Here is a 26504-nt window from a genome sequence, read left to right as displayed (position 1 = left end):
AAAAGCGCTCAGAGAATCCTGTCATCGTTGACCGGATGCCATGAGCGCCTTTGCTCGAATCTGATCGTGATCGCCATTGATCACGAAGAAGTATTTGGGTCACAACACTGTTGCTGTGATGTACCCACTAAGGCAATTGCTGTGCCAACTTTGAAAACACAATACTTTCAATAACTTAACGATTAATGCTGTCTACAGAAACGATGGCCACGCCCATAAATTGCACAAACAGCACTATTGTGAATCATTTCGTTCTCACCAAAATGCATCACTGTTGTGCTGCATAGCCGATCACCCCCCACAAAACCCGCTTTTGCGCCAGTATGGTGAAAAAAATGCGCACCGCTTGCGACCAAAGGCCCATTATCACTGAGAGAAATAATGAACATCATCTGAAAGGTGCAGAGCAACAAGCGCCGACCTGCTAGGCTGCCCGGCACATGACCGCAGCCATCCATCATTAATTTAGACCGAGCCCTTATGGCCCAACACGACAACGACGCCCTGCGCATTGCCCTGGCCGGCGCCCTCAGTTTGGTCATTGCCCTGGGCATTGGCCGCTTTCTCTTTACCCCTGCCCTGCCCGGCATGATTGCTGACACAGCGCTAACGGCGGTGAGTGGCGGCTATCTAGCGGCGGTGAACTACGGCGGTTACCTGCTGGGTGCCATGCTTGCCATGGCCGTCCCCTCTCACCGGGCACGTAGCGCCTTCTGGGTCGCACTGTGGGTGAGTGTGGTTAGCAGCCTATTGATGGGTCTCAGCGAGACGTTTCTTCCTTGGGCAATCAACCGCTTCTTGGCCGGCATCGCCAGCGCCATCATCATGGTCAACGGCTCTGCCCTGGTGCTTGGCGCCTTGCCCAATCACCTGCGCGCCCGGTTAGGCAATATCCATTACGCCGGCATTGGCTTGGGCATCAGCATCGCCGCCCTCACCGTAGCATTGGTTGAGTTCCTGCAAGGCCGCTATCCCTTTATGTGGTTTTCCTGCGGCGCGCTGGCACTTGTCTTCATGGCGTTTCTGCGTGTGATTCCCGCCCTGCCCCACGCCAGTGAACATGCCCATACCCGGGTACCGGTAAACCGCAAAGCTCTGGGCTTCCTTATTGCCAGTTATTCTCTCGCCGGGTTCGGCTACATCACCAGCACCACCTACCTGCCGGTGATCGCCAAACAACAACTGCCTGGGCTGGACAGCGCCGCCTTCTATACTTGGCTTGCCGTGGGCCTGGCTGCCGTTCCCGCCAACCTGCTGTGGGGCAAACTGGCCAGCCACACAAGCGAGCGCAATGCCTTGATGATGGCGCTGGTAGTGCAGGCCGTAGGCGTGAGTGCTCCCGCCTGGCTCCCCGGTCTGGCCGGGCTGGTCACCAGTGGCCTGCTGGTAGGCGGCACCTTTACCGCCGTGGTCGCCCTAAGCATGTACTGCGCCCGCCAACTGGCCCCCCACGCCGCCAGCGCCGCCCTAGGCGCATTAACCGCCTGCTATGGGGTCGGGCAGATACTGGGGCCAGTAGTCACGGCATGGTTACTGGAAAGCAGAGGGAGTTTTTCGCCCGGGTTGATCGGCGCAGCAGTGGCGTTGATAGGCGCAGCGGTGCTGTTGATGCCACTGGGAAAGGAACGGTTTTAGGGTTTGGCGCAGGAACGCACTGACAGAAAAGGTGGCTTTCAGCTGTTAGCGGTGCTCCCCACGCGGTATCAGGACTTAAAACAACCAACACTGGGTTATCCTGGGACCGAATTCGAAATGCTCGTGTCCAAATTGGTTCCCTTCGATTTCAATCTCGTCGGCAAAAGCCAATAGAAAATGCGCTATAGCCCTCAGCTCAGATAGCGAAGCTAGATATCGTGACTTCGGGGGCTTTGCGGGTTATCGACCTGCAGTAACTCATCCGTATAGCCCAATAACTCGATTTCAATTTCTTCCTGCGCTTATTTAACGCCTGGCTTTGCGGCGTGCCGGAGCGCAGCGTAGGAACGTCCGGCAACATCCACTAGTTAGCTTTTATTGATAGATGGTTTTGCAACGAGGCTCCAGGAGTTAACATCTGGTTCACATTGCATCATCTTGATATCTTTTCTCCCCCAGGACTGAAGCACACCTCTCAATTCTTCATCGGTAACAGAGGCTCTCTTGGTAACATTTCTATATATATGCCTACCCAAATAAATTTCTTTAAGCGAGATCCCTGGCACTGAGAAGCAGTATAAAGGTCGGCCAAATACCGTCACCTTATTCCATTCCCTGTAACGCCCACCACCGGTATGGTAACTGAAGGGAAGATTTTCTATATTTTTAACGACACGGACTTCTTCTTCGTATGCCCACTCAAGAGATTTATATAGAAAAGCTCTCTTCATTAGATTGAACGCACTTGAATCAAAGCGAAGGCTGCCACCTATATCCATTAGCTCATGCTCGCTAATTACAGCCAGATCCTTATGCGGCTTCGTAGCTGAGTAGATCATCTCTCCATACTGGCTTGGAATTACGTTGCTTTGCAGATCTGAAAACCCGGCCGCATCACAATCAAAACCAAGAACTACCCCTTGGTGAGAATCACCATAATGTGACCACATAAGCGCATTTAAAGGTTGACGAGTCAAAGATAAGACACCGTATTTTTTTGAGAAACGGTTTCTACAAGCACCCGTGGCAATTTTCGCGCTTACAGCAGCCTCATCATTGTCTTTAAAACCAAAGGCTGTGCATTCAAAAGGGTCATTCAAGTCTTCAAGGCATGAAAATCCTAGTGACAAGGTTTCTATAACCTTGCGCGCGGCACCGAATGACATGTACTTGTATAGGATCATGAAATCCCTCGAAAGAAGCTAACGCCCGCATTTGTGGCTGATTTGGAGCGCAGCGGAAAGCCAGTCCAACTGGCATGCACTTGTTAGCACTCATTCCAATGGAATGATGATCTCTGTGAGTTTCCAGCCAATGCCTTGTCGGCGAAGGACAAACTTTCCATCTCCACCGTCCGCGCCTTTGGCCTTTACAACAAATTTATCGAAAGATTCGTACGACATAGAAGCATCCTCCCATGGGTTGCGTTCCGCGCTGCCAGTACTGTCGTCACCTTGTCCCGCTCCCGGCTGGGGCTTCTCGCCTGCCATTAGCTGAGTGATGCCTGCCGGAGTGACATAGGCATCCACCATTTTGTCGACCATCACTCCCGCAAACGCCGCTCCCAACACCGCAAACGGGTTGTCTTTCATTTCCTCGTCTTCCGTCATCTGCTTCGCGAACATAACATTCATCTGGTCCTTTAGGCTCTGACGAACACTAGGGAACTCAATGTGTTCGGAAAGGGCCTCCCCATCATAGTTTTCTGCGGCAGATTTCATTTGATACACGGTAATGAAAGGCGCAGCCACCACGTAGATAGCAAACAGCCCCAATGCAATACCTAAAGCTACTTTCCCCTTGCTCATAACTTCCCCTTTTGAGTGCTAACGCCCGCAGCAACCGCGGCTTTGTAATGGAGCCGGAGGCGGAATGAAAAAGGCGTCGGATTGCCTGCGATTGTTATGGCTATGTGGAAAATATTGCACGACCATATCTTGCTTCCATTTTATCTCTGATTAGCTGTCGCTGCCCCCAAAGAGCATTAACGCTAAACCTTTCCTCGTGAATAGCTACTTCGTAGTCTTTTTGGAAACGCTCAGCAGTATTTTCTGGGGCCAATATCACCGCAATTGAAAGCCCCGTAATAAAGGATGGCGGTAGGTTCCAGGTATCACCTATCTCCATGCCGGAGTTATTGTTAAAGTTTAGACGAGGGTCTAGCTCGCCCTCGTGAGCTATCGAAGTCCGACCAAATTTGTATATAGCTTCTGGAAACGACACCCCGTTACAGTTGACTATAAATATATTTTTTGTAGCTATATCGCTAATGATTTCAAGCTCGTCATCAAGAAAAGCCCTAATTCGCTCACCGACTTTCGCAGCAGGTCGTCGTTTTTTTGCAGTCTTGTCTAGAGCCGGAAAATAGTGAACTAGCGCTGCTTCAAAGTCCTTTTCCATCAAAGCCTCAATACAAGATTCCATTCTTCTACTTATTGAGCTGCTACTCACGTATCACTCCTAACGCCATAACAGCGTATTCAGTCGAACGATTCGACCTATCTTTTTTCGACATAATTCTTTATGGCTTTCGGGGGAAACACAGAAATTCGCAAGGCCGTCAGATTCTTACCGTGAAAAAAAGAATCCATCTCGTCTGGCAAAACGCGAAGAAGCGGCCTATTTTCTGACTTTCCCCGATACTCCCCAGTTCCAAAAACCACTCTATATCAACCGCTTAGCTTTTTCTGTAAGCCATATCCTACAAAGATATGGCGGGTTCTGTTGAGCACGGCATAGTCGGGATAGCGGTTTGGAGGGCTTCGGCCCAAAAGGGTCTGAAAAACCCTGGGCCTAGCGTCCGAAAAGGCAGAGGCTCGCGAAGGCACGGCAGTGACGTCAGCCTCTTCGCCTTGCGAGCAAGGCGCCAACGCGGGTTGGGGTGTTGAGGGGCTTGGGGGCGAAGGGGCGACTGGGGAGCCGCAGGAATCAGGGTGTGATAGTAAACCGCATCACGCCGATGATCTGGTTATCCCCGGTACGCACTTCTACCCGCCAGTGCCCCTGTGACGGCACAGGAATGTGGCGTTTGTGGGACCAGGTGCGAAAGCCCGATTCCCGCCCGCCAGAGACTTTCAATGGAATGCGGTCCACCTGTTCGCCGTTGCGGAACCAGTAGTGGTACACCTCCTGCCCGAGCCCCAATGGCGCCTTGATGGCGGTGTAGGCATACAGCCCTTCGGCCACTTCGTTTGCGCTAAAAACTTCGCCACTCACCAGCGGCTTGCGCTCGGCGCGATTGAATGACAAAGCGACGGCGCGCTCCTGCAAAGACAACGTTAGCGGTGGCACCAGCGGGGCTAGCCAGCGCGGGGCCAGCGCAATTAGGCACGAGATCAGTATCAGCCCCAGCCAGCGAAACCACTTTCGTGGCCCGCCAAACCGCCAGAAGCTGGGCAAGGCAAACAGGGCGGTGAGCCAGCCTGCCCACGCCAGGGCCGAGTCGGTACTCCAGTGAAAGATTAGCGGCAACAGCACTAGCAGGGCCACAAACAACGCCCAGGCGTGGAAGCCGAAATACAGCGCCCGATGCCGGGCCAGCCAAAAATAGACCGGATCAATAATACTGGCCAAGGCCGCACTGACCACCAGGGTGGTGAAGAAAATATATTCCGCGCCACCGGACCATTGCAGCAACACGAATGGCAAGCTGAAAAAGAATGCCTCTTGATGCACTGCCTGCAATAACAATTTGAGCATGCCCTGGGGCAAGCCATCAAAACGGGTTCCGATGAATTTGTTCTGCCAGATTCCTTCGGTAAGCAGTAATAGCCAGCTCAACACCAACAGCCCGGTGAGTACCGCCGCCAGCCAGGGTTGGCGATCCACTAGGAAATAACTACTCAGGCCCAACGAAAAACTGATAAACGCCCAGATATGTCGGATCCGATACAGTTTTTCAGTCAGCGTTTGTAGCGTCAGCGGCAACGGGAGAACTCCATCGAAGGGCGGGGGATTGCGTCTTCGACGTACTATAACTCTGCGGGTTCCCCGTGGCAGCAAAGGATCGCGTGACCCTGGGGCCACCGCGGGGAAAATCGATCAGCCGGCAAAGTTGAGCAGCACGCCGGCGGCCACAGCAGAGCCGATAACTCCAGCCACGTTAGGGCCCATGGCGTGCATCAGAAGGAAGTTATGGGGGTTGGCGTCCAGCCCTACCTTGTTAGCCACCCGTGCCGCCATAGGCACGGCGGAGACACCGGCAGCGCCAATGATGGGGTTAACCGGGTGGCGACTAACGCGGTTGAGCAGCTTGGCCATTAACACGCCGGTTGCGGTGCCAATCATGAACGCCGCCAGGCCCAAGGCTAGAATGCCCAGGGTTTCCATCACCAGGAATTTGTCGGCGCTGAGTTTCGAGCCCACGGCTAACCCCAGCATGATGGTGACCACATTAATCAGCGCGTTACTGGTGGTATCCACTAACCGGTTCACAACACCGGATTCCTTCATCAGGTTACCCAAGCAGAACATGCCCAATAGCGGCGCGGCATCGGGAAGCACGAGGGCCACCAACACTAACAGCAAAATAGGGAACAGAATTTTTTCCACTCGACTGACAGGACGCAATTGTTCCATTTTTATCTGGCGTTCTTTTTCCGACGTCAGCGCACGAATAATGGGAGGCTGAATAATCGGCACCAGCGCCATGTAGGAATATGCCGCTACAGCAATGGCACCGAGTAAGTGTGGCGCCAGTTTGGTGGTGACATAGATCGAGGTGGGGCCATCCGCGCCACCGATAATGCCAATGGCCGCCGCATCCGATAGGGAAAACTCCAACCCTAGAAAATTCAGAGCCAACGCCCCCATCAAGGCGGCGAAAATACCGAACTGCGCGGCAGCACCCAGCAACAGGGTGCGTGGGTTCGCCAGCAGCGGGCCGAAATCCGTCATCGCTCCCACGCCCATGAAGATCAACAACGGAAAGATCCCGGTGGTCAGGCCCACGGTATAAATTAAATACAGAATTCCGTCACCGTAATTGGCGTTGCCGGCCAGATGGTGCAACTGGTCCTGTACTGAGGGACCTGCCGATTGAGCCGCCGTATAAAGCGCCTCACGGCCAGCATCGGGTTCCATGCCCAGCACCTGCGCCATGGAGGCCAGTAGCTCGGCTGGACCAAAATGCAGCGCCTGGCTAATAGCAGACTCCGCCAAGCCCGCCAGAGGAATATTCGCCAGCAGGCCACCAAAACCAATGGGCAACAACAGTAGCGGCTCGAATTTCTTGTGAATCGCCAACCACAACAACACCAGACAAACCAGCAACATGACTAACTGGCCGCCGCTCATGTGAAACAGCCCGGTGCTGTGCCAAAGGGTTTGCAGCTTATCCATGGGCAGGCTCCACGCTGAGCAAGGCTTGCCCCACAGTCACGGCATCGCCCTCTTTCACAATAACCTCGCTGACCACACCGGCACAGGTACTGGACACATCGGTTTCCATTTTCATGGCTTCCAACACCATGATTTTTTGCCCTTCGCTGATCTGATCGCCAGGCTTTACCAGTACCTGAAAAATATTTCCGGCTAACGGCGCAGCCACCGACACACTGTTGGCCGGGTTTGCGGCGGGCGCGGCGGTAGCCGTTTGATCGGCCCGGTCTCCCATTTCACGCAGGCCGGTGACATCTCCGCCCTCGTTCACTTTTACCGTGTACTGCTGGCCATCCACTTCCACGGTGTAAACGCCTTCAGCCTGAGCGCTATCACACGTGTTTGCACCGCGTTCATTGGGCGCCGCCTCAAACGCCGAGGCATCGCCACGGTTTTCCAGAAAACGTTGGCCAATTTGCGGGAACAGCGCGTAGGTGAGCACGTCATCGGTTAACCGCGGCCCTTCCTCCAGCGTCAGGCCTTTGTCTTTTGCCAAGCACAGCACTTCGTCACGCAGGCTGTCCATTTCGTTGTCGAGCAAGTCACCGGGGCGGCAGGTGACCGGCTCATCGCCATCCAACGCTCGCTGCTGCAATTCGGCATTGTACGGCGCGGGAGCAGCGCCATATTCACCACGCAGAATGCCGCGGGTTTCCTTGCTGAGGACTTTGTAGCGCTCGCCGGAAAGCACATTAAGCACTGCTTGGGTGCCGACGATTTGCGAAGTAGGCGTCACCAGGGGAATAAAGCCCAGGTCCTCGCGAACGACGGGAATTTCCTTCAGCACTTCATCGAATCGGTCCGCCGCGCCCTGCTCTTTCAGCTGGCTTTCCATGTTGGTCAGCATGCCGCCCGGCACCTGTGCCACCAGGATGCGTGCATCCACTCCACGCAAGCTACCCTCGAAGGCGGCGTACTTTTTACGCACCTCACGAAAATACCCGGCAATACGGGTCAGCTTTTTGATATCCAATCCGGTATCCCGGTCCGTACCTTCCAGCATGGCCACCACTGATTCTGTAGGGCTGTGGCCGTAGGTCATCGACATGGACGAAATGGCCGTATCCACGTTATCGATACCCGCCTCCGCCGCTTTCAACGCCGTGGCCGTGGACAGCCCAGTGGTGGCGTGAGACTGCATGTGCACGGGAATATTCAGGGCCGCTTTCAAGCGAGTCACCAGTTCATACGCCACCGCAGGCCGCAACAGCCCGGCCATGTCTTTAATGGCAACCGAGTGGGCCCCCATCTGTTCGATAACTTTGCCCTGCTCCACCCACATATCCAAAGTATGAACCGGGCTGACCGTGTAGGCGATGGTGCCCTGGGCGTGCTTGCCCTGTTTCACCACGGCGGCGATGGCCCGTTCAATGTTGCGCATGTCGTTCATGGCATCAAACACACGAAACACGTCCACGCCGTTTTCTGCTGCCCGCTCCACAAAGGTATCCACCACATCATCCGCGTAGTGGCGATAGCCCAGCAGGTTTTGGCCGCGCAGCAACATTTGCTGCGGCGTTTTCGGCATGGCCTGTTTCAATTCTCGGATACGTTGCCAAGGATCTTCACCCAGATAACGGATACAGGCGTCAAAGGTCGCCCCACCCCAGGATTCCAACGACCAGAAGCCAATGTCATCCAGTTCCGCGGCAATCGGCAACATGTCATCCAAACGCATACGGGTGGCAAACAGGGATTGGTGCGCATCGCGTAACACCACATCAGTAATGCCCAACGGTTTCAGGTCACTCATGGAATAATCCGGTATCTATGACAGAGAAGTCTGACGGTGCTGCTGCACCGCTTTTTCGATCGCTTTGATGATTGCCGGCGGCGGCAAATCTTGAGAAGGGGGTGAAGCAAGCTGCGGTGCCGGAGATGATTGCTCTGGGGCAAATTTCTGGACCAGTGCCGACATAATGGTTGTCACAGCGACCAGCACAATCAGAAAAACAAATACAACCCCCATGCCAATCAGCATGAGTTCGACACCCTGGGCCATCATGGTGTTCATGGAACACTCCTTTTGGTTCCAAAAGCGGATTCAGTCACCGCGTGCGAAAGCATGAGGCACCGCCGTTTGGGCGGGCATCGTAGTGGCCTTGTGAGCCGATACTGCTTTCGCAGTTTAAAGGGCAATGTAGACAGATTGTCGACAATCTGCAATGAACCGTGCGAGGCTCTGGATGGTGATTTTGGTCAACTAACCGTGTGAAGGGAAGAACTCTCTAGGCCATTGAATAAAAAAATACCGCTGTACCTAGTATGAAAAGCAATATGGTGTGTCGGGGATATTGAAAAAGAGCCTCACACTATAGAGCATGAGTGTGCCCACCAAGTCCGTAACGTGTTGCCTACGAGATGAAGCATCTGGCGCCCGCAGAGCGGCATAAAAAAAGGCTCCCATTTGGGAGCCTTTTTTTAATCGTATGGTGCACCGGGAGGGAGTCGAACCCCCGACCTACTGGTTCGTAGCCAGTTGCTCTATCCAGCTGAGCTACCGGTGCAAGTCTCGTTGCTGTAACGCCCCGAGAGGCTGCGCATTATTCCGAAAGCCCCGCGGTGAGTCAAGCGTATATCGGTTAAAAGTTCAGCAGTCAGCCTTCTGCAGACGCCATTTGTTTTTGCATGTAATTTTCCAAGCCCACTTTATCGATCAAACCGAGCTGAGTTTCCAGCCAATCGATATGCTCTTCTTCGGATTCAAGAATCTCTTTGAGCAGGTTACGACTGATGTAATCCTGAATGGATTCGCAGTAAGCAATACCTTCGCGTAGGTCAGGCACAGCCATTTGCTCCAGCTTGAGATCGCACTCCAGCATTTCCTTGGTGTTCTCACCAATCATCAACTTGCCCAGGTCCTGAAGATTAGGAATACCTTCCAGAAACAAAATACGCTCGACTAACATGTCAGCATGTTTCATCTCATCAATAGATTCGTGATATTCCTTGGCGTAGAGAGCCTGCAGTCCCCAGTCCTGATACATTTTGGCGTGGAGGAAGTATTGGTTGATCGCAACCAGTTCATTGCCGAGTGCACGGTTGAGGAATTCAATCGCTTTGGCGTCGCCTTTCATTGGGGTATCTCCGTCACATGAACTTGGGGGTAGGCGCCCATTGTTCAGCAAGAATGTGGCAGAGACAAGTCAAACAAAGAAAAGCGCTTCAAATACAAGCGCTTATGAAAATGAGAACGATTTTTATGCGGTTTGTGGCCAGAAAACAACGGCTTCACCAGCGGTAGAAGAATTCGAGAAAGAGGTCGCCTCATTCACGCTACGGGTTTCACGCAAAATTTGGCGGGCGTGACGGGCACATTTACCACACTGACTTCCAACCCCAAGTTCCCGACGAAGATCACGCAGGCTGTCGCAGCCAGAATCGACCGCTTCCCGTATATGGTTGTCAGTAATGCCCTTACAAATGCATATGTACATAAGTCGCCTTTCCTCAATCTCTGGAAAGGATGCTAACCCTAACGCGAATCATTATCAACTCCTTTTGGCGATCTATTCTTTACCTCTTTCACCCAGACCATAGAGGTCAAGCAGACCCATATCCCCATTCACTCACGCGGGTTACAGCCTCAAAGAAGCCCCTCGTCACTTCCCCGCCTTATTGAGCCCACCCTGCTCCCTTCCCGGCTAGGCAATATTCGCAGGCATAAAAAAGCCCCGCAGTGCGGGGCTTTTGGACTCTATAAAGCTCGCTAACGTATCAGGAAGACGCAGCCTTCTTGGCCGGAGCACGCTTAGCTGCCGCCTTCTTAGCAGGGGCTTTACGAGGGGTTGTTTTCTTTGCCGCAGGTTTACTGGCCACCGCTTTTTTGGCAGGCGCCTTCTTAGGCTTGCTTGGCGCTGCCTTCTTGGCAACACGCTTGGCTTTGGCTGCCGCTTTACGAGCTGCCACTTTCGCCTTTTGTTCAATCTTCTTCTGTTCTGCTTTAGCTTTCTTCGCCAGTTTACGTTCGTGATCACGTAACTTCGCTTTCAGATTACGCTCAGCTGTGCGCATTTTTTTCACTTCGCGGGCGACAACTTTCTTCGCGGCCTGGATCTCGGCGCGAATCAGTTTTGCTTCAGCACGAATATCCTGAAGTTTCAAGCGTCCGGTATTCATACGGCCACGAGCGGTATCAACAGCACGCTTAGCGGCTGCAGTAGGAGTTTTTTGTGCTTTTTCACGCTTGGCAGCAACATCAGCACGCAGCTTCGACAGCTTGGCATTTTCAGCGTCGATCTTGGCGCGATGTTTATCTAGTTTAGTTTGTGACTGGGTAACTTTCTTTTCTGCCTGAGCAACGGCTTTACCTTGTAGCTTAACCTTGGCCTCAGCGTTGGTAACAGATTTAGGAAGAGCCGGTGCTTTTACTGCAGCAGCTTTTTTTGCTGCGGGCCTACGTGCCGCAGTTTTTTTTGCGGCGGCTTTCTTTGCTTTAGCCATGATTGATCTCCTAAGCTATGGCATTGTCATCAATTACTGCGACAAATGGAAAATAGCATAAAAGAAAATCGGTTGGTACATTATTTAACCAACTCAATTTTTATTTCCTGATTTTTCACCGTTTCTGATAACTCTTTTTCCTTTCGTTTATCTTAATCGCTTCTTTGTTTTATTTTTCACAGCTTTTATTTCTTAACAAGTTAAGATCGGGGCTTACTAACACCACATCTTCGTTCCTTTGCCCTTCCCTACTGCACGCCCTAAGAAGCCTTTATTTCACCACTCCGCCCACCACCTTCATGCCATAGATAACCCGGCCCTTTAATACTCACATAGCTGCCAGATACAGATTCAAACCAACCTATCTATACAACCTATTTCATTTCTCACCGCATTTAAGACTGCAGTGGCCGAATGAACCCGTGCACCAACTACGGTAATAAAGTTGCCACCCTAAATGAGGAATCAAATGACCAAAAGAAGACGTTCCTTTACATCTGAACTCCAGCAGCAAGCCTGCCCACCGAGCTTTGGATCAGCGCTACACATTTTCTCAGGTCAGAATATCGCTGGGTGTTATCGAGGGTGCGCTGCAGCGCTGGGTTAAACCGTTTGAGGGTAAGCATCATGGCTAGAGGCCAAACTCTCGGCTCTGAACAGCGCGTGCAGAAGCCGCTCCAGCTACTACGAGCACCCTCATCAGCGGCGCCACCATATTAATGCGGAGCCTGTGGCCCTGAAGCTATCGTTAATCACGTGTTCAGGCAAAGTAGAAGCTCAGGGACAAGCCACACGATACAAAAGGCTCTTAATGGGCAAGGAGAGGAAATCGATCACATCACGGTGTGAAGCCTGTGACGTGAAATCGGCTTGATCTTTAAGCCGCCAGGCCCATATGCCTGCAAGCAAGCAGGCCAGATATACCGAACCATGGAGGGACGAAGGTTTACTGTGGCACCCCCGAATAAAATGTGGTGCGCAGAGATCCTCTATATCTGGATGGAGCAGAGCATCCGCCTGCGAGGTAGAGAAAAAGATATCGGTGACTACCTGATGGGTCACTACAACCAGTACCGTCCTCATTCCTTTAACGGCGGCATCGCCCCGTTGTGGCAGAGGAAATCTTAAATCACTGTCCGGTATTCGTTGACCACTACAAGGTCAGCCGGGAAGAGAACCGCAAGGTAAACCCCCCAAAAATAATCGATATGCATATCATCCGCGCAATTGCGCTAACCGCGATGGCGCTAAAAGTAAGCCAGCAGCCGGCGAATTAAGTCCAGCCGCGCCTCTAAGGATGGCGCGTTTAGAATCACACACACGTTAGAAAGGCTTTGCGCTGGCAGGAATAGTAAACGGCCAAGAACACGGACCGGATGTGGTGCTAGGCAAGGCTAGGGCCCTGTGCACTGTTAATCCGCAAAAAAGAATACGCCATTATGTAACTGTGGTGGTAATAGGCAAAAAAACGGGAAGCCTCAGCTTCCCATTCTTTTTTTGCTATTCAGGTACCGGCAAAGCAGTAATCAGCCTTTAAGAGCAGACAGTACTCGATCGCGGATATCGTCCACGGAGCCAACGCCGGCAACACGCACATAACGTGGGGCGTTAGATTCTCCCTGTGTAGCCAGATCCTGGTAGAAGTCCACCAGAGGACGTGTCTGCGCTTGGTAAACCTCTAGCCGCTTACGCACCGTCTCTTCTTGATCGTCATCGCGCTGAACCAGCTCATCACCGGTTTCATCGTCTTTGCCTTCAACTTTTGGCGGATTGTACTTGGTGTGATACACACGACCGGAGGCCGGGTGAACACGACGCCCGCTCAAACGTTCAATAATTTCTTCATCATCGACATCGATCTCCACTACAAAATCGATATCAACGCCCTGCTCAACTAGCGATTGCGCCTGTGGGATAGTGCGTGGGAAGCCATCGAACAGGAACCCGTTGGCACAATCATTTTCCGTAATACGTTCTTTCACTAGACCAAGGATAATATCGTCGGAAACGAGACCACCCGCATCCATCACTTTTTTAGCTTCCAGGCCCAAGGGAGTGCCTGCTTTTACCGCAGCGCGCAGCATGTCACCGGTGGAAATCTGAGGAATATTGAACTGTTCCTTGATGAACTGCGCCTGGGTGCCCTTGCCCGCACCGGGGGCACCAAGCAGGATGACACGCATAGGATTCTCCATCTTTCTATCGTCAGAAGAGGTAAAAAGTGCCTCTGATTTGTTCACCTTCACCGCTGCGGCCCTATGTGTTCCAGCCCAGAAGCGACTCACACCTCTCTCCTTTGGGAGAGCGAAGGCCCGCCGTAGACGGCGCTAATCGGCGCAGTTTCAAGCGTATGGATGTACAAATCAGAGGAACCCAGCCTCCGAAGGGCTGCAACTTTACCTTGAGGCCCCGTTCATCACAAGGGATAGGGGCTGCTACTTAGGTAGCAGCCCAAGGCAACAAGCCCCTATTGGCGGGACAAATTAAGCACTGCGGGCTGGCGCTGGGGGAGTTTGAGCGGGGTGGGGACGGCGGTAATGGCAGCTTGGTCCACCGAGGCTCCAGGTGCCGGTGTATAACGTGCGCCAATGACAAGATCTGCCTGCTCGTCCGGATAGGACTGTAGCCAGTTAGCCGCCGTAAGCTCAATATTAATAGGGAAATGAGGGACAACTTTTCGTTGCGCAGCCAAGGGCTGCCCCGCACTACCCGCTTCACGCAGAAACACAAACAAAGTGCCCCCAGCGGGTAGATTTTCGCCATGAACTGTAGCGCTGAGATTGGCGAAAAGCCCTTCCCGTTGCTTCTGTTCTCTTGCTCGATTCAGTCCTCGCTGTAACAGATCTGCGGTTTCACCCTGACTGTGTCGCGACAGCAACGACGCCCAAGCCTGTTCCGCCAACGCGTAACGACCAGCTCGATCGGCCGACATGGCCAACAGCATCCAGGCACCATCATGATTCGGTTCACGATCCAGTACCCAGCGAATCTCATCTAAAGCGGGATCAGTTAGTCGTGCCTCGTTCTTTTCGATCAGTGCCCGAGCCAGTAATAAATGCATGGCGGCATTCTCTGGGTTGAGCTGCAGAGCCTTACGGGCAGCTTCCTCCGTTTGTACCGGCGCGCCTAGCTGATCATACAGGGCCCCCAATGCATACCAGCCCACGGCAGAGGGCGTTTGCGAAAGTTCAGACTGAAGAACCCGCACCAGAGCGCCAGCGGGCACTTCGGAGGCCGCCTTCTCCGGTGGTTGGCCGGCAATGATTTGCTGCGCAACATCACCGTATTCCTGCTTATGCGTTAACCAGGTGCCAGTGTGCTCATTTAGCCCAATTAATCCGTAGCCAGCACCCGCCAGAATCACCATCACCAATGGAATCCCCAAAGCCCCGGACATGTTTTTGCCGGCCTTGCGGGCTTCACTCCGCCACATCAACCACAGCATGGCAGCCAATATCAGTAACAGAACCAGCGACATCACCCACAACATCATTTTGTTCCCTCTCCCGGCTCTTTATTCTGCAATTTCTGTTCTTCCAGTGCGGCCTTACGGCTGGCTTTTCGCAGCAACAACACGATCAAAACGGCACCGCCCAGCAATAACAGTATTGGCCCTAGCCACAGGATCGAGGTGCCGGCATTCACTGGTGGCCGATAGCTGACAAAGTCTCCATAGCGGGAAACAAAATAATCAACGATCTGTTCATCGCTCTTGCCTTCCAGAATCATGGTATGCACCCGCGTACGCATGTCCTGGGCGATACCCGCATCCGAATCGGCGATGCTTTGGTTCTGACATTTCGGGCAACGCAGCTCTTCTGAAAGGATACGAAAACGCTGCTCCTGCTGCTGATTATCGAACTGGTAAACATCGATAGCGGCAAAAGCTGACATGGACAAGGTGAGCAACAAGACAATACGTAGCATTATTGGCCCCCCTTACCCTGCCCCGCCTGAGCGGGCAGTAACGGCAGGAATTTTTCTTCCCAAACACGGGCATTCAGATCACCCGCATGGCGCAATACGATCTCGCCAGCCGGGTTAATCAAAAAGGTTTCCGGGGCACCGTACACCCCTAAATCCAGACCCAGCTGACCATCCGCATCGACAATGACATGGGTGAATGGATTGCCCAAGTTGGCCAAATACTGGCGGGCAGCGGGCAGCTCGTCTTTATAATTCAAACCGGCAATGGCCACGCCCCGAGCGGCCAGCTCCAGTAAATAGGGATGTTCAACATGGCAAGTCGGGCACCAAGTAGCCCATACATTGAGTAACTGCCAGCGCCCTTTCAAAGAATCCTCCGTATAGGTTTCTTCGGTCAGCAGCGACGACAGAGAAAATGATGGCACCGGTTTACCCACTAGAGCAGATGGCAGTTCCTGCGGATCGCGCCCCAAGCCACTGGCCAACAGCACCGCTAGCAACACAAACCCGACCAAGGGCAAAAACACCCAGGGAGAATTAGCTTTCATTGGCCACTCCTGCGTCATTGGTGGCAAAACGGTTGCGCCGATAACGTTTGTCCGTCAATGCCAGCGCGCCGCCAAGGGCCATAATCAATGCCCCCAGCCAGATCCACCGAATGCCTGGTTTGAAATAAATACGCACAGCCCAAGCATCGCTGTTATCCAAGGGCTCACCTAGCGCCACATAGAGGTCGCGCCAGAAACCAGCATCAATCGCCGCTTCTGTCATTACCTGGCCACTGGCGTGATAAGTCCGTTTTTCCGGGTGCATCACCGCCACCGGGTCCCCGTCATGGCTGACATGAAAATGGCCGCGGGTAGCGTCAAAGTTGGGCCCGCTGTATTTATCCAAGCTGTCGAACACAAAGGTGTAATGGCCCAGTTCAGCCGTATCGCCCGGCCCCATACGAATGTCCCGCTCCACCTCATGGAAGCTCACCAATGTAATACCGGCGATCAACACCGCCAAACCACAATGAGCGAACACCATGCCCCAGTAACCGCGCCCCAGCTTACCCAAACCCGTAACGAAACCTTGCTTGTAAGCGCTAGCCCGGCGGATTACATCATCTATATGAGCAAAAACCAGGAACAAAGCCAGCATGATGGCCAAAACGCCCTGCCAGGGGCTTGGATCGGGCAATCGAGAGCCGAACCATCCCGCAATGATCGCAGCAGGAGCCAACAGGGCCATGCGTTTAAGCAAGGTATTGCCGTCCTGACGTTTCCAGTTACTGAACACCCCCGGCACCATCAATAGAATCAACACCAGCGCCAACGGCACAAAGAAACCATTGAAGTATGGGCTGCGGATGGAGATTTTCATGTCCAGCGCTTCGCCAATCAGGGGAAATAGCGTCCCCATCAACACCACAGAAGTGGCGGTTAGCAAAATCAGGTTATTACCCAACAGGAAAGCTTCCCGGGATACCGGTTTGAATCCGGTGTTGCTGCGTAACGATGACGCACGCAGACTAAACAACGTTAACGCCCCCCCGGCGACGACGATAAGGAAACCCAGGATAAAGGCCCCCCGTGCCGGATCATTGGCAAAGGCATGAACCGACGTTAGCACCCCCGAGCGGACCAAGAAGGTACCCAACAGGCTCAAGGAAAACGTAATGATCGCCAGCAACACTGTCCAGGCACGGAACATATTGCGTTTCTCACTCACCGCTAAAGAGTGAATGAGCGCGGTCCCGGCTAACCACGGCAGCAAGGAAGCGTTTTCCACCGGGTCCCAGAACCACCAGCCGCCCCAGCCCAACTCGTAATAGGCCCACCAGGAGCCCAGCGCGATGCCCACCGTTAGGAAGCTCCACGCTACCGTGGTCCACGGCCGCGCCCAGCGGGCCCAGGCAGGATCCAGGTTGCCCATCAGCAACCCCGCCACGGCAAATGCAAACGCCACCGCAAAGCCCACGTAGCCCATATAAAGCATCGGCGGGTGAATGATCAGCCCCGGATCCTGTAACAGCGGGTTCAGGTCAGCACCGTCCAGCGGAAACCAGGGCAGGTTTCGATCGAAAGGATTGGACGTAAGTAGCATGAACAACATAAAGCCCACGGCAATCATGCCCATGACAGACAATACCCGGCTCACCATGGGCAACGGCACACTGCGACTCAGCAGCCCGACCATGGCGGCCCACCCGGACAGCATCCAGCCCCACAACAACAGGGACCCTTCATGGCCGCCCCAAATGGCGGACAACCGGTACGCCAGCGGCAATGCCGAGTTACTGTGGCCAGCCACATAGGTCACCGAGAAATCATTGATGTAGAAGCAATAGCCTAACGCCACCATGGCGATGGTCATTGCCAACCATTGGATCCAGGCCAACGGTCGAGCGTACCACTGCCAAGCGGGCATGTTGCGATAAACGCCAATCAGCGGAAACACTGATAGACACAATGCTGCGGCCAGTGCCAACCACAGAGAGAGATGCCCGATTTCTGCCGCCACGAGAGCTCCTTACTTATACGACTAAATACACGACTGGGATAAACAACTTGCGATTCTGACTGGTCAAAGGGCCGCCGGACGCTGCTTTGGCGCGATCCAGCGCGCATAGCATCGGTAGATGGTCCGGCAATTGCAAGTCCATGGCTCTGCCACAATGAAACGATCCCCCTCAACGATACTAGACCGCCGTGGTCACGCTCCGTTCATCGGTCATTTTCGGTAAAACGACGCCAAGACATATTTTGAGACGGTTGCTATTCGTATGCTTTCACTTTGCTTTGCTACTATCAGCTAGAACATAACAGTGTGTCACCGCGCTGAAGATAAAACGTCACGAATAATCCATATACTCAAAATGCGTCGCCCTGGCCTGCATGGAGTAAGACTTTGAGCACTACGACAACACAAAAATCTTCTTATACACGCGAGGATCTCCTCGCCTGCGCGCACGGGGAACTCTTTGGCCCCAATAATGCGCGATTGCCTTTACCCAACATGCTGATGATGGACCGTATCACCCATATCAGCGACCAGGGGGGCAAATACGGCAAAGGTGAAATCATCGCCGAACTCGATATCCACCCAGATCTCTGGTTCTTTGATTGCCATTTTGAAAGCGACCCGGTGATGCCCGGTTGCTTGGGCTTGGATGCTACCTGGCAGCTGCTCGGGTTTTTCCTGGGCTGGGTAGGCAACCCAGGCCGGGGCCGTGCACTGGGCGTAGGTAACGTGAAGTTTTCCGGCCAGGTTTTGCCTACAGCCAAAAAGCTGACTTATCGAATCGACCTGAAACGGGTCATTTCCCGCAAGCTGGTTCTGGGCTTGGCGGATGCCACCGTATCTGTGGACGGAAAAGACATCTATCAGGCCGACGATCTGAAAGTTGGCTTGTTCACTTCTACCGATGGTTTTTAGGAGCGATTCATGCGCCGCGTAGTAATCACAGGGATGGGCATAGTTTCCTGTCTAGGCAACGACGCTGACAGCGTCACTCGTTCATTGCGAGAAGGCCGTTCCGGTATCCGCTTTAAAGAGCAATATCAGGAAATCGGCATGCGCAGCCAAATAGCGGGCACTCCCGACATCCAGCTTGATGATTTTATCGACCGTAAACCACGCCGCTTCATGGGTGATGCGGCCGCCTATGCCTACGTGGCCATGCAGAATGCGATTACTGACTCCGGGCTCAGCGACGAGCAGGTCAGCAATGAACGCACCGGCCTGATCGCCGGCTCAGGTGGCCATTCCTCCTTTAACCAGGTGGAAGCCGCCGACATCGCCCGCAACCGCGGCGTAAAGCGGGTTGGTCCTTACATGGTACCGCGGGTGATGGCATCAACCGTCTCAGCATGCCTGGCCACACCGTTTAAGATCAAAGGGGTGAACTACTCCATCGCTTCTGCCTGTGCGACCAGTGCCCACTGTATTGGCAATGCCGTAGAACAGATTCAACTGGGCAAACAAGACGTGGTATTTGCCGGCGGTGGTGAAGAAGAACACTGGACCTTGAGCTGCTTATTCGATGCTATGGGGGCCCTATCCAGCAAGTACAACGACACCCCCGAACAGGCGTCACGGGCGTACGATGCCACCCGTGATGGCTTCGTGATCGCCGGCGGCGGCGGCATGGTGGTAGTGGAAGAGCTGGAACACGCCAAGGCCCGTGGCGCGACCATTTATGCGGAAGTGTTAGGCTACGGCGCCACCAGCGATGGCCACGACATGGTGGCCCCCAACGGCGAAGGCGCGGCACGTTGTATGCGTCAGGCGCTAGCCACGGTGGATGGCTCCATTGATTACATCAACGCCCACGGCACCAGCACACCCGTGGGAGACGTGGCCGAGCTGAAAGCTATCCGCGAAGTGTTTGCAGATCAGTGCCCCTCAATTGGTTCCACCAAGAGCCTGTCCGGCCACAGCCTGGGCGCAGCCGGGGTTCAGGAAGCAATCTACTGCATGCTGATGATGCAGAACGACTTCACCGCCGTCAGTGCCAATATTCAAACATTGGATGAACAAGCCGAAGGCATGCCAGTACTCGTGAAAGGCAAAGATAGCGGCCCCACCACCGTACTGAGCAACAGCTTTGGTTTCGGTGGCACCAATGCCAGCCTGGTGTTGCGCAAATGGCAGGACTAAGCTCAACCCTGTGCAGTAATGGCTGACAGCGCCAAAAGCGTTTTCTAGCCCTCACCAAAAAAGCCCGGCACTTACCGTAGCCGGGCTTTTTTGTGGAGCCAGAAAAACCGATTTCATCTCTCTACCAGGCTAAACGCTTGTGCGCCCACGGAAAGTGCACAGTTGGATTCATCCATGTCATGCCCCCTAGTCACCGAATAGAAATCAGTACGACCATCACGGCCACAAGCAGCATCGTAGCGACACGATAAGGAGAGGACGTTTTGCTTTAGCAGCAAACATCTCGCATCGGCCATTGAGCAGAACACACAAAATCAGCCACCCTAGCACTGAGCCGAAATAACGGGTGTTTGTACGCTAACTCGCGCCCCCCCCTAAAAAGCCCCTTAACGTGGGTTCAAAAGGCTAGCAGAGCGTCTTTTGCCAATGACAGATTTAAAGCGTGATAACGATAAGCGCACTCGGTTAATCCAACCTGCATAGCCCGATCGAAATCGAGGCAAGATTAGAACCAGCTGGGATCCATATCTGCAAAAGTGTCGTCGCCATTAATCAACTGTTGTGCATCCCACTTTACCCGCGGCAATTCCCATCTGAAGAAGTAACGGGCGGCCTGCAGTTTCCCTTTGGCAAAGGCTGCATCATCAGGATTCGTCAACAAGGCTGCCGCATTGGCCTGTCGCAACCACATCCACGCTGCCACCACCTGGCCAAGCAACTGCAGGTACGCGTTAGCGTTAGACAAGGCAATACGAGCACCTGCACTGGCCATTTGGTTGCCCACCGCCTGAGTCGCTTTTTCAATCAAGGGGAGCATGGCCTGCAACGCACCTGCCATGGGCTTACAGTTCTCATTAGCGGTGGCCAGCACATCGGCCATGATACGGCTGGCCAGCAGCACCAGGCCTTTGCCATTGTTTACCCACACTTTGCGGCCCAACAAATCTAGCCCCTGCACGCCAGTGGTGCCTTCGTGGATCGGGTTAAGGCGATTATCACGCCACACTTGCTCCACCGGATACTCACGGGTGTAACCCGCACCACCAAAAACCTGAATGGCCATGTCATTGGCTCTTACACCAAACTCAGAAGGCCAGGTTTTCAAAACCGGGGTCAGCAGATCAAGGAGCAGCTCAGCCTCTTTTGACGTCGTCTCGTTCCCGGTTTCAATATCGTCAACCAGGCGGTAGCCATACAAGCTCATTGCAATGGCGGCTTCTGCATAGGCTTTCTGGGTGAGCAGCAGCCGCTTCACATCGGCATGCTCAATGAGCGGCACCTGCGGCTTGGAAAAATCGGCGTCGTCAGGGTGGCGGCCCTGTCGCCGGTCACGGGCATAATCCAGCGCAAACCGATAACCACGATAACCAAGCAAACCAGCGCCGAACCCGACACCGAGCCGCGCTTCATTCATCATCTGGAACATATAACGCAGGCCTTGATGGGCTTCACCCACCAAATAACCATGGCAATCATCAGCGTCGCCGAAGCTCAAGGCCGTGCTCGTGGTGCCACGGTAACCCAACTTGTGGATCAGACCCGCCAAAATCACATCATTGCGGACGTCCGGGTGGCCGTTATTATCAAGTCGATATTTCGGCACCACAAACAGAGAAATACCTTTAACGCCGACCGGGCCACCGGGAATTTTCGCCAACACCAAGTGGACAATATTATCCGCCAGCTCATTCTCGCCACCAGAAATAAAAATCTTGCTGCCCTTGATCCGATAACTGCCGTTATCCTGTGGAACCGCACGGGTGCGTATATCTGTGAGAGAAGAACCAGCATGGGGCTCCGTCAGCGCCATGGTGCCGGTGAAACGGCCCGCCATCATCGGTTCTAGGAAGCGGGCTTTTAGCGTGTCATTGCCAAAGTTGCGAATCACATTGGCTGCTGCCGCCGTCAGGAAGACATAACCGGTAGAACTGGGATTCACGCACGTGAACATGCCTTTACAAGCCGCGGCGGCAATTTCAGGCAGCTGCATACCGCCCTCTTCATAGCGGGCTCGCGATGAAAGAAAACCGGCGCGGATATAAGCATCAAACGCTTCTTTGACCTCGGGCCGCATCACCACTTTGCCATCCACAAAGGCCGGCTCCTCTTTATCAGACAGAGCGTTGTGGTTTGCGAACTTTTCCCGCGCCAGTTTCTCCGCAGTATCCAGTGCCGCTTCTATGGTCTCACGGCTGTGATCTTCAAAGCGCGGGCGGGCAAACAGGCTATCGGTATCCTGCACCTCAAAAAGCTGAAAGCTCAAATCACGGCGGTCAAGAATCACATCACTCACAATAGCCTCCCGTTATTTTGGATAACAGATTGCCATCGTTATGTTGCCTCTGGCATTGTCGCCTATGACTAATTCATGGCGGAAAACGACAGATGTTTACGGTAGCGGTATTAGCTTTTGACGGCGTCTTTGCCTCAGCCCTGACCGGAGTGGTGGATTTACTCAATTTGACCGGAGTGACCTGGAATCGAATCCACGGTCAACCCCTGAGCCGGCAATTTAAAGTACACGTGGTGTCTCGTGGCGGCACCCCGGTGCGTTGTACCAACGGCATACGCATGGCGGTGGATTGCTCTCTGGAGCAAATAGATCAAGCTGATCTGGTGGTGGTACCCACCATTGGCGGCCAGATCGAAACCGTGTTGTCACAAGAAAAGGACACGCTGTCCTGGTTACGCTTTCTGCATCAGGGCGGCGCAGATCTGGCCAGCAACTGTACCGGGGCCTTCCTGTTAGCAGAAGCCGGATTATTAGACGGCAAAACGGCTACCACCCACTGGGGATTTAGCCAAGAATTTCGCCACCGTTATCCACAAGTCAACCTAACCGAACGGGAGCTTATTACCCGCCACGACAATATTTTTTGTGCCGGTGGCGGCACCGCCTGGCGAGACCTAACCATTTTGTTGGTTGAACGCTTTTGCGGTGCAGAAATGGCCCGCGAACTGGCGCGAGCCTTTGTCATCGATGTACGCAACGACCTGCAAAGCATCTACGCAGGCTTGCCTGCCCATACCTACCATCAAGACGACCAAGTACAAGCCATTCAGGCCTGGATCCATGAGCACTTCAAGGAAAACACCAGTCTTGGAGAGCTGGCAGAGAGGGCGTGCCTGAGTCCGCGCCAGTTGCAACGGCGATTCACCACCACGCTAGGCGAGCCACCTTTGCAGTATCTGCAGCGAGTTCGCATTGAAGCCGCTCGAAAAATGCTGGAGCGGGGCAGCAATAATCTGGCCAAACTAGCCGAGCGCGTGGGCTACCAGGATGTAAGCAGTTTTTCACGCCTCTTCAAACGTCACACCGGCTTATCACCCAGTCATTACCGGCAGCGCTTCGCTCGCACGGGTGCGCTGAATGACTAACACTCAATGAATAATATTGAGCCTGTTGAGCCGTTGATCGTTTGTGGATTGCGCTAAGGAAGGAAAGCGCTGAAAGTGGAATGATTCAGGCACGTGAAGGCAATTGACGGAACCTTGACGGGCGAGCAGTGAGGATACTCACAGACACACAAGGAGAGTCCTGTGAATAATCTGTCCATTTTGCTGGTAGAAGATCATCGCCAGCTGGCCCAAACCGTATTGGAATACCTAGAGCAACAAGGCGCCACTGTGGACTACGCCGGTAACACTCGCCTGGCCCGGGAACTGGTCCAGGAGCATCATTACGACTTGATGCTTCTAGATGTGATGCTTCCCGGCGAAGACGGCTACAGTTTCTGCCAGTACTTGCGCGAAGAACTGGCACTGGATATGCCCGTTATATTTATGACTGCCCGAGACCAACTGGAAGACAAACTAGAAGGGTTTGATCGTGGCGGAGACGACTACATCGTCAAGCCTTTTGCTTTACCGGAACTGGTTGCCCGGGTCTCTGCATTGATACGTCGACAGCGCAAAGAAGTGACCGCCAACACTCTGCAGATTGCCGATCTGGAGCTGGACCCGGCTCGCCAGGAAGTTCGCCGTGGCGGGCAACGGCTAAAACTCTCCCCCACCGCCTTCCGCATCTTGCGTATATTAATGCGTGAATCGCCCAAGGTAGTAAGCCGAGAACAACTGGAGCATGAGCTTTGGGGCGACTTGGTGCCCGATTCAGATGCCCTGCGCAGCCATCTGTATAATCTGCGCAAAGCCGTGGACAAACCCTTCGACGAGGCCCTGCTGAATACCCTGCCTGGAGTCGGTTTCAGCATCCAGGAAATGACCGAAATCGCACCGTGATCCAAGGGCACTTGCACTTTGATGGGTTAGGGGCTGAAAATGGGCAAAAAGTAATTTTGCCCATTTATGCCCATCGACAGCAACAGCAACAGCACCAATAAAGCGTTAACCAGTTACTCTTCCTGCCCAGAGTTACTGGATGCTCACCTTGACGAACTACAAAAACGTTTTGGTATGGCCCTGTGGATGATCACCCGCCACCACAATGAAGAACTAACGGTACTGCGAACCCGGGATACTTATTACGGCTTGACCCAAGGCAGCCGCCTGCAATGGGCAAAAAACTATGGGGCCCGAATGCTGCAACAGGGCGCCCCCTGCATTACCGCCAACGCCCCGGCCACTCCGCTGTATAATCAGGCACCGATCAAAGATGAGCTGACAATCGGCGCCTATATTGGCTTGCCTCTGGTCGACCTAAAACACCAGCTTTTTGGCACCCTTTACGCACTGGATCCCACCCCCCAGAACCCAGCCTTGGAACAAGCCCTGCCCACTCTTCAGCATGAAGCACGGCTTATCAGCTTCTTACTAGCCCATGCCCTGCGTGACATCGAGCAACAGCGCATCAATATTTTCCTGGAACACCCAGATCGTTGCGTTGATACAGGCTTACCCAGCCAGCAGGGCTGGGCAGACATCATCACTCAGGAACAACAGCACTGTCGGGATTTTGGCATGGAATCGTCGGTGCTTGCTTTACAAGCACCCCAGGGTAGCAACAGCATAACGATCGCCGACTCTCTCGCGGCCCTGTTACGCGAGCAGGACAGCATTGCGCATCTGGGCAACAACCATTTCGGGATTCTTCTCGCTGACGCAGATTCCAACAAAGCGGAAAACACTATTCATCGCATTCGTGATGCGTTAAACGCCAAACAACTACTGGTCCGGATTGAACAGCGCCCCCTAAACAGAGCCCAGGAAATGGCGATATAAGAATGCGCTCCGCAGAGAAGAAATATACATTTAGAATTGCACTCTGACTTCCGTGCCTTTACCGGGTTCACTAGCTACCATCAACGACCAGCGATAGCGTTCGCACAGGCGCTGCACAATCGCCAACCCCAACCCATGGCCGCTTTCGATGCTCGTACCACGCTCAAAAGGTTGCATGATGCGCGATAATTCTTCCGCATCCATGCCCGCACCATAATCCACAACCTGCACCGCTTGCTCCATTACCACGATGGTGACATCACCCGATCCACTGTAGTTGATGGCATTGCGAACCAGGTTTGTCAGCACAATGGTCAACGCAGCTTCCGGGCAATTCACACTCAACAGTGCAGTCTGCCGGACCTGTAATCGAATGTGCTTGCGTTCGGCCAACGGGCTAAGGCGTTCGATCAAATTCACCGACAGATCATTAACAATCACGTCTTCACTTTGCTGGCTATGCTGCTCGGTACGAGCCAGCATCAGCAATGTCTCCAACGTCGCCTCCATATCATCAACCGTGTCATCCATACGCCGTATCAGTGGCCGATCCCCAATCTGAATCACCAGCAATTCCAGGTTGGCTCGAAACACGGCCAGTGGCGTACGTAACTCATGGCTGGCATCACGGGTAAACTGGCGCTCACGCTCTACAAACGACACTAACCGATTGGCATAACCATCCAAAGCGGTAACCAGCACAGCCACTTCACTGCCGGCGTCCGCCGCTATTTCGCTTAGATCAGGGCGAGCCACGCTTGGGTCGTTTACCGGAGTCTGTCGCAACGCATCAGAAAGCTGCACCAGTGGAGAGAGTAAATCGCGGGATTTTTTCCAACCGAGAAACGAGGTGATATAGATCACCAACAGCACCCCCGTCAGTGGTAAAATCCCGAACATGAATGCCAGCACTGACAAGCGCTTTTCATCAAAGATTAAATAAAGCCGGGCGTCATCGCGATGCTCGATATAAACAATAGGCCGTTCTCCGGCTAGATCCACACGTTGATAGCCATCAGGTAGATCCATGAGTACCTTCGGCACGGCATCATGCACCGCGTCACTGGTCAGCAAACCGAATAAGTGGCGGGTATTGGGCCGTGGTTGCGTTGAATTTGCCTCAAACAAAGACCAATAATGATCGGCCTCCTTGATTAGGGCCTGTTTGACCAACACATGCTCAATGATATTGGCCGTCGCCCATACACCCAGCACGGTGGCCAGACTGATCAGCAATAACTGAACCAGATAGACACGGGTTATACGATGCTGGACGCCGGTTTTTTTCATGCATA

General features: G+C 53.6%; 24 protein-coding genes and 1 tRNA gene. 7 read left to right on the top strand and 18 right to left on the bottom strand.

The features are described 5' to 3' along the window. The first annotated feature begins 480 nt into the window (after nucleotides 1-480). Nucleotides 481-1635, top strand: a complete 1155-nt coding sequence (locus tag ABO_RS04385) for a YbfB/YjiJ family MFS transporter (protein ID WP_011588134.1) — start codon at nucleotides 481-483, stop codon at nucleotides 1633-1635. Nucleotides 1636-2003: 368 nt separating this feature from the next. Here the strand turns inward: ABO_RS04385 and ABO_RS04380 are convergent, their stop codons facing one another. The 11 genes from ABO_RS04380 to ABO_RS04335 all read right to left on the bottom strand — a co-directional run bounded on the left by ABO_RS04380 (nucleotide 2004) and on the right by ABO_RS04335 (nucleotide 11457). Then, nucleotides 2004-2819, bottom strand: a complete 816-nt coding sequence (locus tag ABO_RS04380; RefSeq protein WP_011588133.1) for a DUF2971 domain-containing protein — start codon at nucleotides 2817-2819, stop codon at nucleotides 2004-2006. A gap of 90 nt (nucleotides 2820-2909) precedes the next feature. Then, nucleotides 2910-3443 carry a DUF2939 domain-containing protein gene (locus ABO_RS04375; protein WP_011588132.1) on the bottom strand — a complete coding sequence of 178 codons (534 nt, stop codon included), beginning with the start codon at nucleotides 3441-3443 and terminating at the stop codon, nucleotides 2910-2912. A 100-nt stretch (nucleotides 3444-3543) separates the two neighbouring features. Further along, on the bottom strand, nucleotides 3544-4086 hold the full coding sequence (locus tag ABO_RS04370; protein ID WP_148201427.1) for a hypothetical protein: 543 nt from the start codon (nucleotides 4084-4086) through the stop codon (nucleotides 3544-3546). Between the two features lie 477 nt (nucleotides 4087-4563). Further along, the gene (locus ABO_RS04365; RefSeq protein ID WP_148201425.1) at nucleotides 4564-5562 is read right to left on the bottom strand and encodes a DUF5924 family protein; all 999 of its coding nucleotides are present in this window, start codon (nucleotides 5560-5562) and stop codon (nucleotides 4564-4566) included. Nucleotides 5563-5676: 114 nt separating this feature from the next. After that, a complete protein-coding gene (locus ABO_RS04360) occupies nucleotides 5677-6975 on the bottom strand; it encodes a sodium ion-translocating decarboxylase subunit beta (RefSeq protein WP_011588129.1) in 1299 nt (432 codons plus the stop codon). Then, nucleotides 6968-8767: a sodium-extruding oxaloacetate decarboxylase subunit alpha gene (gene oadA / locus ABO_RS04355; protein WP_011588128.1), complete on the bottom strand. Its 1800-nt coding sequence runs from the start codon at nucleotides 8765-8767 to the stop codon at nucleotides 6968-6970. Before oadA ends, ABO_RS04360 begins: the two co-directional genes overlap by 8 nt. A gap of 15 nt (nucleotides 8768-8782) precedes the next feature. Beyond that, nucleotides 8783-9028, bottom strand: coding sequence for an OadG family protein (locus ABO_RS04350; RefSeq protein ID WP_011588127.1), 246 nt, complete (start codon nucleotides 9026-9028; stop codon nucleotides 8783-8785). Nucleotides 9029-9444: 416 nt separating this feature from the next. Beyond that, nucleotides 9445-9521 (bottom strand) — tRNA-Arg (locus tag ABO_RS04345). A 90-nt stretch (nucleotides 9522-9611) separates the two neighbouring features. Beyond that, nucleotides 9612-10091, bottom strand: coding sequence for a bacterioferritin (gene bfr, locus ABO_RS04340; RefSeq protein WP_011588126.1), 480 nt, complete (start codon nucleotides 10089-10091; stop codon nucleotides 9612-9614). Nucleotides 10092-10214: 123 nt separating this feature from the next. Continuing rightward, a complete protein-coding gene (locus tag ABO_RS14215; RefSeq protein WP_081424053.1) occupies nucleotides 10215-10451 on the bottom strand; it encodes a bacterioferritin-associated ferredoxin in 237 nt (78 codons plus the stop codon). A 280-nt stretch (nucleotides 10452-10731) separates the two neighbouring features. After that, nucleotides 10732-11457 (bottom strand): hypothetical protein, encoded by a 726-nt coding sequence (locus ABO_RS04335; protein WP_011588125.1) that lies wholly within the window; start codon nucleotides 11455-11457, stop codon nucleotides 10732-10734. A 951-nt stretch (nucleotides 11458-12408) separates the two neighbouring features. Here ABO_RS04335 and ABO_RS14450 point away from each other — a divergent pair. Then, nucleotides 12409-12585, top strand: coding sequence for a hypothetical protein (locus ABO_RS14450; protein WP_158299161.1), 177 nt, complete (start codon nucleotides 12409-12411; stop codon nucleotides 12583-12585). A 398-nt stretch (nucleotides 12586-12983) separates the two neighbouring features. Here the strand turns inward: ABO_RS14450 and adk are convergent, their stop codons facing one another. The 5 genes from adk to ABO_RS04310 all read right to left on the bottom strand — a co-directional run bounded on the left by adk (nucleotide 12984) and on the right by ABO_RS04310 (nucleotide 17892). Further along, nucleotides 12984-13640: an adenylate kinase gene (gene adk / locus ABO_RS04330; protein WP_011588124.1), complete on the bottom strand. Its 657-nt coding sequence runs from the start codon at nucleotides 13638-13640 to the stop codon at nucleotides 12984-12986. A 284-nt stretch (nucleotides 13641-13924) separates the two neighbouring features. Then, nucleotides 13925-14950, bottom strand: coding sequence for a tetratricopeptide repeat protein (locus tag ABO_RS04325; RefSeq protein WP_011588123.1), 1026 nt, complete (start codon nucleotides 14948-14950; stop codon nucleotides 13925-13927). Continuing rightward, nucleotides 14947-15384, bottom strand: a complete 438-nt coding sequence (locus ABO_RS04320; RefSeq protein WP_011588122.1) for a cytochrome c-type biogenesis protein — start codon at nucleotides 15382-15384, stop codon at nucleotides 14947-14949. The genes ABO_RS04325 and ABO_RS04320 overlap by 4 nt, the downstream gene beginning before the upstream one ends. Beyond that, complete coding sequence (locus tag ABO_RS04315; RefSeq protein ID WP_011588121.1) at nucleotides 15384-15932, bottom strand: DsbE family thiol:disulfide interchange protein; 549 nt, start codon at nucleotides 15930-15932, stop codon at nucleotides 15384-15386. The genes ABO_RS04320 and ABO_RS04315 overlap by 1 nt, the downstream gene beginning before the upstream one ends. Next, on the bottom strand, nucleotides 15922-17892 hold the full coding sequence (locus tag ABO_RS04310; RefSeq protein ID WP_011588120.1) for a heme lyase CcmF/NrfE family subunit: 1971 nt from the start codon (nucleotides 17890-17892) through the stop codon (nucleotides 15922-15924). The genes ABO_RS04315 and ABO_RS04310 overlap by 11 nt, the downstream gene beginning before the upstream one ends. A gap of 387 nt (nucleotides 17893-18279) precedes the next feature. Here ABO_RS04310 and fabA point away from each other — a divergent pair, with 387 nt between their 5' ends. Next, nucleotides 18280-18807 carry a 3-hydroxyacyl-[acyl-carrier-protein] dehydratase FabA gene (gene fabA, locus ABO_RS04305; RefSeq protein ID WP_011588119.1) on the top strand — a complete coding sequence of 176 codons (528 nt, stop codon included), beginning with the start codon at nucleotides 18280-18282 and terminating at the stop codon, nucleotides 18805-18807. A 9-nt stretch (nucleotides 18808-18816) separates the two neighbouring features. Continuing rightward, a complete protein-coding gene (gene fabB / locus ABO_RS04300) occupies nucleotides 18817-20031 on the top strand; it encodes a beta-ketoacyl-ACP synthase I (protein WP_011588118.1) in 1215 nt (404 codons plus the stop codon). A 505-nt stretch (nucleotides 20032-20536) separates the two neighbouring features. On the opposite strand, the gene ABO_RS04295 is transcribed toward fabB, so the two are convergent. After that, on the bottom strand, nucleotides 20537-22324 hold the full coding sequence (locus tag ABO_RS04295) for an acyl-CoA dehydrogenase (RefSeq protein WP_011588117.1): 1788 nt from the start codon (nucleotides 22322-22324) through the stop codon (nucleotides 20537-20539). Between the two features lie 92 nt (nucleotides 22325-22416). Between ABO_RS04295 and ABO_RS04290 the strand changes: the two genes are divergently transcribed. From ABO_RS04290 to ABO_RS04280, 3 genes are all read left to right on the top strand, one after another. Continuing rightward, a complete protein-coding gene (locus ABO_RS04290; RefSeq protein WP_011588116.1) occupies nucleotides 22417-23409 on the top strand; it encodes a GlxA family transcriptional regulator in 993 nt (330 codons plus the stop codon). Between the two features lie 171 nt (nucleotides 23410-23580). Next, nucleotides 23581-24270 carry a response regulator transcription factor gene (locus ABO_RS04285; RefSeq protein ID WP_197017562.1) on the top strand — a complete coding sequence of 230 codons (690 nt, stop codon included), beginning with the start codon at nucleotides 23581-23583 and terminating at the stop codon, nucleotides 24268-24270. A 66-nt stretch (nucleotides 24271-24336) separates the two neighbouring features. Then, nucleotides 24337-25209 carry a GAF domain-containing protein gene (locus ABO_RS04280; RefSeq protein ID WP_232501282.1) on the top strand — a complete coding sequence of 291 codons (873 nt, stop codon included), beginning with the start codon at nucleotides 24337-24339 and terminating at the stop codon, nucleotides 25207-25209. Between the two features lie 30 nt (nucleotides 25210-25239). Here the strand turns inward: ABO_RS04280 and ABO_RS04275 are convergent, their stop codons facing one another. Continuing rightward, a complete protein-coding gene (locus ABO_RS04275) occupies nucleotides 25240-26499 on the bottom strand; it encodes a sensor histidine kinase (protein WP_011588113.1) in 1260 nt (419 codons plus the stop codon). Between the last annotated feature and the right edge of the window lie 5 nt (nucleotides 26500-26504).

The sequence above is a fragment of the Alcanivorax borkumensis SK2 genome, assembly GCF_000009365.1.
In the GTDB taxonomy this organism is placed as follows: domain Bacteria; phylum Pseudomonadota; class Gammaproteobacteria; order Pseudomonadales; family Alcanivoracaceae; genus Alcanivorax; species Alcanivorax borkumensis.
This window is presented reverse-complemented; position numbering and strand designations above follow the sequence as displayed.